Source organism: Halomonas sp. E19 (assembly GCF_052439355.1).
Classification (GTDB): Bacteria; Pseudomonadota; Gammaproteobacteria; order Pseudomonadales; family Halomonadaceae; genus Halomonas.
This window is the reverse complement of the sequence record NZ_JBNFWU010000001.1, coordinates 124,462-136,972: the sequence shown is the minus strand read 5'-3', so window position 1 is coordinate 136,972 and position 12,511 is coordinate 124,462. Positions and strand designations below refer to the sequence as shown.

General features: G+C 67.1%; 8 protein-coding genes and 5 pseudogenes. 10 read left to right on the top strand and 3 right to left on the bottom strand.

The window, feature by feature from the left end; all coding sequences use genetic code 11:
* Positions 1 to 96: 96 nt before the first annotated feature.
* The 7 genes and pseudogenes from ACUDAL_RS00770 to ACUDAL_RS00740 all read left to right on the top strand — a co-directional run bounded on the left by ACUDAL_RS00770 (position 97) and on the right by ACUDAL_RS00740 (position 7,695).
* Entirely contained in the window at positions 97 to 1,545 is a 1,449-nt protein-coding gene (locus ACUDAL_RS00770) for a TrkH family potassium uptake protein (protein WP_444676771.1), read from the top strand.
* Positions 1,546 to 1,767: 222 nt separating this feature from the next.
* Complete coding sequence (locus ACUDAL_RS00765) at positions 1,768 to 3,504, top strand: methyl-accepting chemotaxis protein (RefSeq protein WP_444676770.1); 1,737 nt, start codon at positions 1,768 to 1,770, stop codon at positions 3,502 to 3,504.
* Positions 3,505 to 3,552: 48 nt separating this feature from the next.
* Positions 3,553 to 4,499, top strand: a pseudogene (locus ACUDAL_RS00760) (nitrate- and nitrite sensing domain-containing protein); the annotation flags it as partial.
* 195 nt (positions 4,500 to 4,694) lie between these two features.
* Positions 4,695 to 5,087: a PAS domain-containing protein gene (locus tag ACUDAL_RS00755; RefSeq protein ID WP_444679266.1), complete on the top strand. Its 393-nt coding sequence runs from the start codon at positions 4,695 to 4,697 to the stop codon at positions 5,085 to 5,087.
* Positions 5,088 to 5,104: 17 nt separating this feature from the next.
* Positions 5,105 to 6,258: pseudogene (locus ACUDAL_RS00750) on the top strand (putative bifunctional diguanylate cyclase/phosphodiesterase).
* A complete protein-coding gene (locus tag ACUDAL_RS00745) occupies positions 6,228 to 6,380 on the top strand; it encodes a hypothetical protein (protein ID WP_444676769.1) in 153 nt (50 codons plus the stop codon). Before ACUDAL_RS00750 ends, ACUDAL_RS00745 begins: the two are co-directional and overlap by 31 nt.
* Positions 6,381 to 6,452: 72 nt before the next feature.
* Positions 6,453 to 7,695 (top strand): annotated as a pseudogene (locus tag ACUDAL_RS00740) (TraB/GumN family protein).
* Between the two features lie 36 nt (positions 7,696 to 7,731).
* Here ACUDAL_RS00740 and ACUDAL_RS00735 read toward each other — a convergent pair.
* The 3 genes and pseudogenes from ACUDAL_RS00735 to aceK form a co-directional block, all read right to left on the bottom strand.
* Positions 7,732 to 8,517, bottom strand: coding sequence for a tRNA-uridine aminocarboxypropyltransferase (locus ACUDAL_RS00735; RefSeq protein WP_444676768.1), 786 nt, complete (start codon positions 8,515 to 8,517; stop codon positions 7,732 to 7,734).
* Between the two features lie 69 nt (positions 8,518 to 8,586).
* A pseudogene (locus ACUDAL_RS00730) lies at positions 8,587 to 9,320 on the bottom strand (SIR2 family NAD-dependent protein deacylase).
* Between the two features lie 57 nt (positions 9,321 to 9,377).
* Positions 9,378 to 11,105, bottom strand: a pseudogene (gene aceK / locus ACUDAL_RS00725) (bifunctional isocitrate dehydrogenase kinase/phosphatase); the annotation flags it as partial.
* A 203-nt stretch (positions 11,106 to 11,308) separates the two neighbouring features.
* Here aceK and ACUDAL_RS00720 point away from each other — a divergent pair.
* Genes ACUDAL_RS00720 through ACUDAL_RS00710 form a run of 3 tightly spaced genes read left to right on the top strand, consistent with a single transcriptional unit; the run spans position 11,309 to position 12,470 of the window.
* Positions 11,309 to 11,488 carry a hypothetical protein gene (locus tag ACUDAL_RS00720; protein WP_444676767.1) on the top strand — a complete coding sequence of 60 codons (180 nt, stop codon included), beginning with the start codon at positions 11,309 to 11,311 and terminating at the stop codon, positions 11,486 to 11,488.
* The gene (locus tag ACUDAL_RS00715; protein WP_444676766.1) at positions 11,485 to 12,024 is read left to right on the top strand and encodes a glycosyltransferase; all 540 of its coding nucleotides are present in this window, start codon (positions 11,485 to 11,487) and stop codon (positions 12,022 to 12,024) included. The genes ACUDAL_RS00720 and ACUDAL_RS00715 overlap by 4 nt, the downstream gene beginning before the upstream one ends.
* Complete coding sequence (locus ACUDAL_RS00710; RefSeq protein ID WP_444676765.1) at positions 11,991 to 12,470, top strand: glycosyltransferase; 480 nt, start codon at positions 11,991 to 11,993, stop codon at positions 12,468 to 12,470. The genes ACUDAL_RS00715 and ACUDAL_RS00710 overlap by 34 nt, the downstream gene beginning before the upstream one ends.
* The last annotated feature ends 41 nt before the right edge of the window (positions 12,471 to 12,511 follow it).

Below are 12,511 nucleotides of genomic sequence, written 5' to 3'. Positions count from 1 at the left end.
GTCCACGACGCTAGCCACGCCCCCGGCCACGACGCTGGCCTCGGCTCGTTGCCCGGCGCTATCTACGCTGCCAGGCGAAGCAAGGAGCGCCGCCCGATGAGCCTGCGCATCATCCTGCGTATCCTGGGACTGCTGCTGATGATGTTCAGCCTGACCATGGTGCCACCGATCCTCATCTCGCTGCTGTTCGGCGACGGCCAGTGGGACGCCTTCGCCATCGCCATCCTGATCACCGTGCTGACCGGCCTGCTGATGTACCTGCCGAACCGCCGCGCGCGCAAGGAGCTGCGCACCCGCGACGGCTTCCTGATCGCCGCGCTGTTCTGGAGCGTGCTGGGGCTGTTCGGCTCGCTGCCGCTGATGCTGACCGGCGATGCCGCACTGTCGATCACCGACGCCGTGTTCGAATCCTTCTCGGGGCTGACCACTACCGGCGCCACGGTGATCACCGGCATCGAGTTCCTGCCCGAATCGATCCTCTATTACCGCCAGCAGCTGCAGTGGCTGGGTGGCATGGGGATCGTGGTGCTGGCCGTGGCGATCCTGCCGACGCTCGGGGTCGGCGGCATGGCCCTGTACCGCACCGAAATCCCGGGGCCGCTCAAGGACTCCAAGCTGACGCCGCGCATCACCGAGACAGCCAAGGCACTGTGGTACATCTACGCCGCCCTCACCGTCACCTGCATGCTGGCCTACATGGCCGCCGGCATGAACTGGTTCGATGCCCTGGGGCACAGCTTCTCCACCGTGGCCATCGGCGGCTTCTCCACCTACGACGCCAGTATCGGCCACTTCGACAGCGCCCTGATCGAACTGATCTGCATGGCCTTCCTGATCATTTCGGCGATGAGCTTCAGCCTGCATTTCCTGGCCTGGCGCGGCAGACAGCTACGCCATTACGTGCAGGACCCGGAGGCACGCTTCCTGCTGCTGTTTCTCGCTGGGCTGGGCGTGATCACCGTGGTCTCGCTGTGGCTGACCGGCACCTACGACACCGAGCGAGGGCTGCGCCACGGCCTGTTCCAGGTGATATCCATCGCCACCACGGCCGGCTTCGGCGTGGCCGATTTCGCCGCCTGGCCAGGCGCATTGCCCTTTTTGCTGTTCATCGCCGCTTTCATCGGCGGCTGCTCGGGCTCCACCGGCGGCGGCATGAAGGTGATCCGCATCATCCTGATCTTCAAGCAGGGCATGCGCGAGGTGATGCGCCTGATCCACCCCAACGCGGTGATCGCGGTCAAGGTGGGCCGAGTCAGCGTGCCCGACGGCATCGCCCAGGCGGTATGGGGCTTCTTCTCGGCCTACCTGATGCTGTTCTTCCTGATGCTGGTGGGAGTCATGGCCACCGGCGTCGATCAGGTCACCGCCTGGTCGACGGTGGCTTCGGCCTTGAACAACCTGGGCCCGGCCTTGGGTGAGGCCGCGGCGCACTATGGTGAACTGCCGGCGATGGCCAAATGGATCCTGGTCATGGCCATGCTGCTCGGACGCCTGGAAATTTTCACCGTGCTGGTGCTGTTCACTCCCGCCTTCTGGCGCCGCTGAGGCGCCGTCCCCTCAGCGGTGCCCCTTCCTGTGCTGAATCACGCCCTTTTCGCCATGCCTGAGGCTGGCTAGCCCCAGGCTTGACCACCGTCAATTACATAAAGACGACAAGAAGTAAAAATTTTTTTACAAGTTACTTACCTTTCTCATTCTGTTATATTAGACGACTAATTGTCCAATTATTGTATAGCCCCCCCCTGACGATACCCGCTGGAGCCCCACATGACACTGACTATCAAGGCGAGGCTCTTCGTGCTGCTCGCCGTTCTCCTGGCCATGCTGACCGGCGTCGGCACCCTGGCAATCGTCGGCATGAGCCGCATGGAAGCCGCCATCGACACCATCTACGAAGACCGGCTCATTCCCACTCGCCAGCTCAGCCAGATCGACCAGCTGATGCGCGACAACATCATCCAACTGGGGCTGCTAGCCAACTTCGATCCAGTCCTAGCCGGCACCGGCACCCGGCAGGACGATGGCCTGGCCGAGACGGCCGCGCTGCTGCAGGTTATCCAGGACAATGCCGCGGAAATCACCGAACTCTGGGCCGCCTACATGGCCACCACCTTGACCGCGGAAGAGGCAATGCTCGCCGAGCGATTCATCGGCCAGCGCAGCCAGTTTGTTCAGGAAGGGCTGCAACCTGCCATGACACTCTACGAGGGCGGCCGCTTCGCCGAGGCGCGCCGGCACATCAGCCAGGCCGTGATGCCGCTGTACCGCCAGGCCAACGGCACGGCGCTGGCACTGCTCGACCTGCAGGATCGGGTAGCGCGGCAAGAGTTCACCACCGCCCAGGCCCAGGCCGATATCAGCCGCAACCTGACGCTGGCCACGCTGCTGCTGGCGCTGCTGGGCGCCCTGGCCTATGGCTACTGGCTGGTACGCTCCATCGATCGGCCACTGCAGCGCATGATGGGCTACTTCGCCGCCATGTCCGAGGGCAACCTGACCAGTCGCATCGAGATCGGGCGGCGCGACGAGATCGGCCAGACCCTCGAGAGCCTGCAGGGCACCCAGTCCAAGATCCGCGAACTGGTGGTCTCCATCCAACGTTCCGTGGACAACATCACCACCGGCGCCAGCGAGATCGCCGCCGGCAATACCGACCTGGCCCGACGCACCGAGGAACAGGCCTCCGCCCTGCAGGAAACGGCCAGCAGCATGGAGCAGGTGGCGGCCACGGTGAAACACAACACCGACAACACCACCCAGGCCAACCGACTGGCCCGGGAGGCGGCCGACTCGGCCACCGCCGGTGGGGAAAAGGCGCGCCAGGCCATGGCCAAGATGCAGGAGCTCAGCGCCAGCTCTGAGAAGATCAGCGGCATCATCAGCGTGATCGACAGCATCGCCTTCCAAACCAACATCCTGGCACTGAACGCCTCGGTGGAGGCCGCCCGCGCCGGCGAGCAGGGCCGCGGCTTCGCCGTGGTGGCCCAGGAAGTGCGTACCCTGGCACAGCGCTCGGCTGACGCCGCCAAGGAGATCCAGCAGCTGGTCAATCTCAATACCGACATCGTCAAGGACGGCAGCCAGTTCGTCGAACAGGCCGGACACGCCATGCAGGGCATCGTCAGCGACGTCGACAAGGTATCGGCTCTGATGGAGGAGGTGACCCGCGGCTCCCACGAGCAGAGCTCGGCAGTCGACCAGGTCAGCGTCGCAGTCAGCCAGATGGACCAGGCCACCCAGCAGAATGCCGCCCTGGTGGAGCAGACCGCCAACGCCTCGGCCTCGCTGGAGCGCCAGGCCAGGTCGCTCGGCCAGGCGGCAGCCTTCTTCAAGGTCGGCGAAGCCGCAACGGTGGCGCTGGCGCCACCCGCCGAAGCCGCCAACCACGAGACGGCCCAGGCCAGGCAAATCGACCCGCGTCCGGCACGCCGCGACGACCCGAGGACCTACGCGCCACAGGGCCATCGCGCACCAGCCAGGGAGCCGGAGTGGGAGGCCTTCTGAGCCTTCCCAGCGCAGCCCTGCCAACAATAGACTGCTGAGAGACCGCCCATGCTGCGCTGCTTCGATCGACTCTCGCTGGAGGCACGCTTTTTCCTCGCGTTCGCCCTGCCCCTGGTAGTGATCGCCTGGATGACGACCTTCGGCGCACTGGAGCGCCAGAAGGTCGTCGTCAACATGCGTGAACTGCAGAGCCTGACCCGCGTGGCGGTGCAGGCGGGCGGCCTGGTGCATCACCTGCAGATCGAACGCGGCATGGGGGTGGGCTTCATCGGCAGCCGGGGCGCGAACTTTGCCGAGACCCTGCCGGCCGCGCGCGAGGCCACCGATGCCCAGGCGCAACGCTTCCTGGTCCACCTGCAGCGCTTCGACCTGCCCCACCTCGAGACTCACCATCGCCAGCAGGACGCCATTCGCCAGCTTTCGCTGCCGGACGAAGCGCCGGGCACTTTCCATGAGGTATCAGGCCGCTACCTGACCACGCTGCGCGGGCTGAGCGACATCGCGGAACAGCTCCGGGAGCTGGCACCCATGCGCCAGCGCATCGACGCCCTGGCCATCGGCCACCGCGAAGCGACCGACTACTACACCCAGATCAACCTGCAACTGCATGCGCTCGTCATCCAACTGGCGCACCTTTCCCACCAGAGCGAGATCCAGCGCCAGCTGGTCGCCTACCATGCGCTGATGATGCTGAAGGAGCTGGCGGGGCTGGAGCGGGCCGCCGTTTCCACATCCTCGCCAGCGGCGAGTTCAGCAACGAGATGCACCGCTATCTGCTGCGCCTCGCGGGGCAGCAGGAGGCTTACCACACCACCTTTCAACGCCTGGCCGACAGCCCCGTCGCCGCCCATCTCTCCACCACGCTGGATAGCAGCAACCTGCTGCAGCTGACGACCTTTCGCGACGCGCTGCTGGCGCGCGCCAACGACGCCGAATCGCCCGGGGCGGACCTGCCGGCCAATCTCGCCCTGCCGACGCCCGAGCAGTGGTTCGCCTGGAAGAGCCGCCACATCGAGGCGATCAAGGAAGTGGAAGACGGCCTGGCCACCGCCATCATCGCCAAGGCACAGGCGCTGCAGGAGAGCGCCCGCTTCGACCTGTTCCGCTACCTGACGCTGTCACCGCTGGCCGTGGCGATCGCCCTGCTGCTCGCATACCTGATCATTCGCCAGCTGCACGCGCGGCTGCAGATGGCCGCCACCATCTTCAACCACACCCACGACGGCATCACGGTCACCGACAGCGAGGCCAATATCCTCGAACTGAACCAGGCCTTTTCCGATATCACCGGCTACTCACGTGACGAGGTCCTGGGCCAGAACCCGCGCTTGCTGCAGTCCGGCCACCAGAGCAAGACCTTCTACAAGACGCTGTGGCAACAGCTGCTGACGTCCGGCACCTGGCAGGGCGAGATCTGGAATCGACGCAAGAACGGCGAGGTCTATGCCGAGCTGCTAAGCATCAGCGCCGTCTACGACAAGCGCGGGCAGACGCAAAACTACGTGGCGGTATTCTCCGACATCACCGAGCGCGTCAGCGAACATCAGCGCCAGCTGAAGCATAGCGCCTATCACGACCCCTGACCGGTCTGCCCAACCGCATGCTGCTGGCCGACCGGCTCGAACATGCGCTGAACCTGAGCCGGCGCAATCAGCAGTCGGTGGTGGTGGCAGCGCTCGACCTGGACAACTTCAAGGCGCTCAACGAGCGCCACGGCCATGCCGTGGGCGACCAGGTGCTGAAGATCCTGGCCAAGCGCTTTCGCCTGTCGCTGCGTGAGGGCGACACCCTGGCCCGGCTGGGCGGCGACGAGTTCACGGTGGTCATCGAAGGGCTGGAGTCGAGCGAACAGGTGGACCTCATCATGCAGCGCCTGCAGCAGGAGGCCTGCGCCCCGCTGCACGTCGGCGGCACCACCCTGCTCTGTTCGGCCAGCATGGGCGCCACGCGGTTCCCCGAGGACGCAGGCGATGCCGACATCCTGCTGCGCCACGCCAGCCAGGCCCTGCACCTGGCCAAGCTCAACGGACGCAACCGACTGCAGTGGTTCGACCCCCAGCAGGATCGCCACCAGTCGGAGCTGTCGCAGCTGGTCAGCCGCCTGGAGGCAGCCCTGGCCGACAGCGAGCTGCAGCTCCACTACCAGCCCAAGGTCGACATGGTCAGCGGCGCACTGGTGGGCGCCGAAGCCCTGCTGCGCTGGCATGATCCCAAGCGCGGCCTGGTGCCGCCCGGCGATTTCCTGCCAGCCATCGAGCACCACCCCGTTTCGGTCACGATAGGCCAATGGGTCATCGAGACGGCGCTGGCCCAGATCAAGGCCTGGCGAGACCAGGGAGCCGACATCCGCGTGAGCGTCAATATCGGCGCCCTGCAGCTGCAGCAGCCCGATTTCATCGCCCGCCTTCGCACCAGCCTGGCCGACTACCCCGAGCTGCCCCCGAGGCGCTGGAGCTGGAGATTCTCGAGAGCGCCGCCATCGGCGACATACGGCGTGCCGGCACCGTCATCGCCGAGTGCCGCGCCCTGGGCGTGGGAGTCTCGCTGGATGACTTCGGTACCGGCTACGCGGCGCTCGAATACCTCAAGTACCTGCCCGCCGAGCGGCTCAAGATCGACCGCACCTTCATCGGCGACATGCTGGTCGACGGCGGCGACCTGGCCATCGTCAAGGGCATCATCGCCCTGGCCGACGCCTTCGGCTACCAGGTCATCGCCGAGGGGTGGAAAACGAGGCCCAGGGCGCCCGCCTGATCGAGCTGGGCTGCCGGCAGGCCCAGGGCTTCGGCATCGGCCGGCCGATGCCGAGCGACGCCATGCTCGCCTGGTACCAGGAGTGGCAGCCATACCCGAGCTGGCAAGCGGCAGACGCCTGAGCAGGCAGGGTTTGGTCCGACCCGGGTCATCATGGATAATCGGGCCTCTCACTCAAGCAAAGCGATGCCTCCATGACCGACCCCCAGGACCCTCTGATCGACCCGTACCGCGAAGGCGAGTTCAGCGGCCCATGCCGAGTCGTCGAGCTGAACGGCACCTGCTACACGCTGCTGGGTACCGCCCATGTCTCGGCCGAAAGCGCCGAGGACGTGCGGCGGCTGATTCGCTCCGGTGACTTCGACGCCGTGGCCATCGAGCTGTGCGATTCGCGGCATCAGAACCTCAGCAACCCGGACGCCCTGGGCCAGCAAGACCTGTTTGAGATCTTCCGCCAGGGCAAGGCCGGCATGGTGGCGGCGAGCCTGGCACTGGGCGCCTTCCAGCAGCGCCTGGCCGAGCAGTCGGGCATCGAACCCGGCGCCGAGATGCGCGCCGCCCTGGAGGAGGCCGGCCGGCACGAACTGCCGCTGCTGCTGATCGACCGCGACGTGGGCATCACGCTCAAGCGCATCTACCACAACGTGCCCTGGTGGCAGCGCTTCTCGCTATTCACCGGCCTGCTCGGCAGCCTGCTGTCACGCGAGGAGGTCAAGCCCGAGGAGATCGAGCGGCTCAAGGAGGGCGACGTGCTGGAGTCCACCTTCAGCGAATTCGCCACCGAGTCCGAGGCGCTGTTCACCCCGCTGATCACCGAGCGCGACCGCTACATGGTGCTGCGCCTGGCCGAGCAGGCCCGCCGGGGAGTTTCGCAACGTGCTGGTGGTGATCGGCGCCGGCCACCTGAAGGGCATGGTCGAACGGCTGGAGCAGCCGCTGCCCGCCTCGCCCCGGGCGGAGCGGGAAGCGCTGGAGGTAACGCCGCCGCCGTCGCCACTGTGGCGCGCCATCCCCTGGATCATCACCGCGCTGGTGCTGACCGGCTTCGCCATCGGCTTCTCGCGCAACACCGAGCTGGGCTGGCAGCTGGTGGGCGAATGGTTCCTGATCAACGGGGTGCTGTCGGCACTGGCCACGCTCATCGCACTGGCCCACCCGGTCACGGTGGCGGCGACCTTCTTTGCCGCTCCGCTCACCTCGCTCAACCCCACCATCGGCGCCGGTTTCGTCGCCGCGGGGGTGGAGCTGTTCATGCGCAAGCCCAAGGTGCGCGACTTCGCCACCCTGCGCCATGACGTCACCGAGCTGAAAGGCTGGTGGCGCAACCGGGTCTCGCGCACCCTGCTGGTGTTCCTGCTGGCCACCCTGGGCTCGGCGGCGGGTACCTGGATCGCCGGCTTCCGCATCGCCGGCGCCCTGTTCGGTTCTGCCAACTGACCGCATGGCGCCAGCTGCGCGCACGGCGCCGCCTGGCTAGGCGGCGCCGCGCCGGGCCAGCAGCCGCTTCATCGCCGCGGTGGGCATCTCCAGCTTCTCGCAGCGCCGGCTGGCGTCGTAGCTCACGTTGAAGGCATCGAAGTAGTCGTCGAGCACCTGGGCGGCGACTTCGTCGCCGCTCTGGCGCAGCAGTTCGGCGCCCACTTCTGCGGTGCACAGGTGCGCCGCCGAGGCCGGCTTGCGCAGGCGATAGCGCGTCAGCCGCTCGGTAGCCAGCGGCAGCACCGGCAGCCGGTCGAGGTAGGGGCTCTTGCGGAAGATGCGCCGCGCCTGGCGCCAGGTGCCATCGAGCAGGATGAACACCGGGATCCGTCCCCTGGCCTTGATCTCGTGCACCGCCTCCATGCCCACCACGCGCTCGGCGTAGTCGGGCTGGTCGTCGGGGAAGATCACAAAGGGCGCGAAGCGCACGTCATCGAGCAGCGCCAGCAGGCGCGCGTCCGGTGCGGTGCGATACCAGGTGAAGACCTCGGTGGCCGGCAGCACGTCGCGGATCAGCCGCCCGGTGTTGGTGGGCTTGTGGTGCTCCAGCGGATGGGTGATCAGCCAGATGCGCGCCTCGCTCTCGGCGTCGGCCTGGTAGGGGCACAGGCAGTTGAGCACCGGCAGCTGGCAGCCGGGGCAGCGTTCGGTGAAGCTGCCCCGCGCCTTGAATTCGCGCCGCGGCGGGCGCGGATGCCCGGTGGCCGGGTCGCACGCCGTGGTGGCGTCGCAGCGGAAAAGGGACGAGTGCGGGCCGGCTTGGCCAAGATCATGCGACATGGGGCGCCACCGAACGAAAAAGGGGCGGCATTCTAACACGGGGTACGGCGCCTACGCAGGCGCCTGGACTCATGCCAGCAGCGTTTCCGGCAGCCACAGCCGCCCTTCGCGCTTCCAGTAGCGCACCAGGGCCGGCACCCCCTGGCTGGCCGGCTGGGCCAGCCGGGTCACGCCCGGCGGGGCCAGGTGTTCGGCGGCCGGGTCCACCAGCACGCTGGGAGCGTCGAGCGGCGCGTGGTCGAGCAGCGAGGCCGCCGGCATCACGGCCAGCGAAGTACCCACCACCAGCAGCAGATCGGCCTCGGTGACCAACTCACAGGCCTCCTCGAAGTGCGGCACGCTCTCGCCGAACCACACCACGTCGGGACGCAGCTGGCTGCCCTTGTCGCAGATGTCGCCCAGTTCGATTCCGCCGCGGGGCAGCGGGTACTGCATGCGGTTGTCGACCGTGGAGCGCGCCTTGAGGATCTCGCCGTGCAGGTGCAGCACGTTGCGTGAGCCGGCCCGCTCGTGCAGGTCGTCGATGTTCTGGGTGATGATGCTGACGCGAAAGCCCTGCTTCTCCAGCGCCGCCAGCGCCTTGTGGGCGGCGTTGGGTCGCGCCCGGCGCACCTGGTCGCGGCGCTGGTTATAGAAGTGCAGCACCCGCGCGGGGTCGCGCCGCCAGGCCTGGGGGTCGCAACCTCCTCGATGGGGTGGTCGGCCCACAGCCCGTCGCCGGCGCGAAAGGTCTGGATACCGCTCTCGGCGCTGATGCCGGAGCCGGTGAAGACCACCAGATGCGGTCGCTTCGCTTCTGCCATGCTTCGCCTCGCCATCGCCCACCCGTTACCGGGTTGGACATCAGTAGACCAGGCCGTTCCCTCGCTTGCCCCGAAACGCTGCTTGTTGCGATAGGGATAGACGTCGATCACCCGCCCATCGACGATCGCCTGCTGCAGCGACTTCCAGTAGTCGGCGTCGAACAGCTCGCCGTGCAGCTGATAGAAGAGCTTGCGTAGCCTGATGTCGGCGAACAGGAACGGGCCGAATTCCTCGGGGAAAATATCATTCGGCCCCACCGAGTACCAGGGCTCGCCGGAGAGCTCCTGCTCCGGGTACATCGGCTCGGGAATGTGGCGGAAGTTGCACTCGGTGAGGTAGCACACTTCGTCATAGTCGTAGAAGATCACCCGGCCGTGGCGGGTCACACCGAAGTTCTTCAGCAGCATGTCGCCGGGGAAGATATTGGCCGCGGCCATCTGCTTGATGGCGTTGCCATAATCCTTGAGCACCGCGCGGGTCTCCGCCTCGTCGCACTGCTCCAGGTAGAGGTTGAGCAGGGTCATCATGCGCTCGGTGTAGCAGTGCCTGATGATCACCTTGTCGCCCTTGAGCTGCACGGTGGCGGGCGCCACCTCCAGCAGGTGTGCGAGGCACTCCGGGGCGAAGTGGTCCCGGCGTGCGATGAAGTTCGAGAATTCCTGGGTGTCGGCCATGCGCCCGACCCTGTCGTGGCGCTTCACCAGGCGGTACTTCTCGCGCACGGTGTCATGGCTCATCTGCTTGGAGGGGTCGAAGCGGTCCTTGATGATCTTGAACACGGTGCGCGACGACGGCAGCACGAATACCGCCATGACCATGCCGCGCACCCCGGGGGCGATGATGAACTGATCCTCGCGCTTGGCCACCTGGCGGTTGAGCGCACGGAAGAATTCGGTCTTGCCGTGCTTGAAGAAGCCGATCGCCGAGTAGAGTTCGCCCTCGGGCTTGTCGGGCATCAGCTCCTGCAGGTAATCGACGAACTCCCCGGGCACCTGCACCTCGACCTGGAAGTAGGCACGGGTGAAGGAGAAGATGATCGAGACCTCGTCCGACTCGATCAGCACCGTATCCAGGTGCAGCCCCTTGCCCTCGTCGTGGAGCACCGGCAGCACCAGCGGCAGCTGCTGCCCGCCGCCGCGAATCCGCCCCACCAGGTAGGCCCCCTTGTTGCGGTAGAACACGCTCTTGAGCAGCTCCGCCTCGGCGTCCGGCGCGTCGAGAATCGCCTGGGGCAGGTGGTTGCGCAGGAACTCGCCGCCCAGGCGCACGTCGCGCTCGAGATCATCGAAGGGATTCTCGAACGGCGCCTCGGTGAGCCCCCAGCGGATCACCGCCTCCCAGTCGCCGTTCACCGGCAGCCGCCGCCAGGGCTCCAGGCCCGAGTGGTGGGCCGCGGCGTCCCGCGAGCTGTAGACGAACATCCAGTCGTTGCGGATGTGGCGGTGATGGAAGATCGAGCAGAACAGCGAGTTGAAGTAGGTCTCGGCCAGCTCGTAGTCGAGCCGCTCGCTGATCAGTTGCGCGTAGTGCTGGCGTGCCTCGCGCCAGCACTCGCAGTGGGTCAGGTCCTCATCGCTCAGCGCCCGCTTGAGCCGCGCCAGGGTCTCGCCGACCTTCTCCTCGTAGAGATTGATCCGCTCCGCCGAGGCCTGCTGCGCCTCGCGCCAGGCCGCATCGCGGAAGCGCCGGCTGGCGTCGGCGGTGATCTCCTTGAAGCGGGTACGGTATTCGTCGAAGCCGTGCAGGATGGTGGCAGCGAGACGATAGGCAGGCGAGTGCTTCATGGTGGGCTCCGGGCAGCGAAGCCACTAGCTTCGCGGATTCACGCGGGCAACGCGAGCCGACCATGGTGGAGCGCATTCCAGCTCGGCGACAGATCGCTTGTGATCTCGTTGCCAGGCCCGTCATCGACTCATCATCGCGCTGCCACCACGCCGTCAGTTCGCGTCGCGCACACTCCTGGCAGATCCACGGACGCGAGGTTACCATGCGCATCTGTCTTGTCAGCGAAACTTGGGCGCCCGACATCAACGGTGTCGCCCATACGCTCGACCACCTGAGCCGGGAATTGCTCGGGCGCAGCGTAGCGCTGCAGCTGATTCGGCCCCGGCCGGCTGAGGGTACGCCCGGGCGGCGCACCCCGGCATGCAGGCCGAGCTGCAGGTGAAAGGGATTGGCATGCCCGGCTACCCCGCCGTGCGCCTGGGACTGCCCGCCACGCGGCGCATCCAGGCGCTGTGGCGACAGCAACGCCCCGACGTGGTCTACCTGGCCACACAGGGCCCGCTGGGCTGGTCGGCTCGCCGCGCTGCACGGCGCCTGGGTATTCCCCTGGTGGCCGGCTGGCACACCAACTTCGACCACTACTGCCGTAACTACGGCGTGCCCTGGCTGGCCCCGCTGCTGCTACACGGCCTGCGCCAGTTCCACGACGCCTGCCACGCCACGCTGGTGCCTACCCAGCGCCAGGCCCAGGCGCTCGCCCGGCTCGGCTTCAAGCGCCTGGCCGTGATGGGCCGCGGCGTCGACCCTGCCCGCTTCTCGCCGACGCTGCGCTGCCAGGCGCTGCGCCAGCGCTGGGGCGCCGATGCGCATAGCCCGGTGGCGCTCCACGTCGGGCGGCTGGCCCCGGAAAAAACCTCGGTCTGCTGTGCGAGACGCTGCACGCCATGCGCGCTGCCCGGCCCGACATGGCGCAGGTGATCGTCGGCGACGGCCCGTCGCGGCGCTCGCTGGAGAAGGCCCTGCCGCGGGCGCATTTCACCGGCTTCATTCCACCGGATGCGCTGGCGCGCCACTACGCCAGCGCCGACCTGTTCCTGTTCCCCTCGCTCTCCGAAACCTGGGGCAACGTGGTGCCGGAAGCGATGGCCAGCGGTCTGGCGGTGGTGGCCTTTCGCCATGCTGCTGCCGCCGAACTGATCGAGAGCGGCGTCGGTGGCGTCACCTTGCCCATCGACGACGCCGAGGGCTTCCGCGACACCGCCGTTGCGCTATGCCAGCTGCCTGCCCGCTACGCCCAGATGGGCCGCGCGGCGCGCCTGCGCGTGCAGGCCTGCGGCTGGCCGGCCGTTGCCGACACTTTCCTTTCCACCCTCGACCAGGCTCGGGAGATGCCCCATGCGTCAGCGCGCGCCTATGGCGTTTGACTGACTCGACTTGCTGGAATGACCTTTAACTGGCCAGCTGA

What these genes read in the sequence shown, in the direction of transcription:
- ACUDAL_RS00755 (WP_444679266.1), top strand. Translation starts at nt 4,695, where the DNA reads ATGGCCGCCACCATCTTCAACCACACCCACGACGGCATCACGGTCACC.
- ACUDAL_RS00770 (WP_444676771.1), top strand. Translation starts at nt 97, where the DNA reads ATGAGCCTGCGCATCATCCTGCGTATCCTGGGACTGCTGCTGATGATG.
- ACUDAL_RS00765 (WP_444676770.1), top strand. Translation starts at nt 1,768, where the DNA reads ATGACACTGACTATCAAGGCGAGGCTCTTCGTGCTGCTCGCCGTTCTC.
- ACUDAL_RS00735 (WP_444676768.1), bottom strand. Translation starts at nt 8,517, where the DNA reads ATGTCGCATGATCTTGGCCAAGCCGGCCCGCACTCGTCCCTTTTCCGC.
- ACUDAL_RS00710 (WP_444676765.1), top strand. Translation starts at nt 11,991, where the DNA reads ATGCGCGCTGCCCGGCCCGACATGGCGCAGGTGATCGTCGGCGACGGC.
- ACUDAL_RS00720 (WP_444676767.1), top strand. Translation starts at nt 11,309, where the DNA reads ATGCGCATCTGTCTTGTCAGCGAAACTTGGGCGCCCGACATCAACGGT.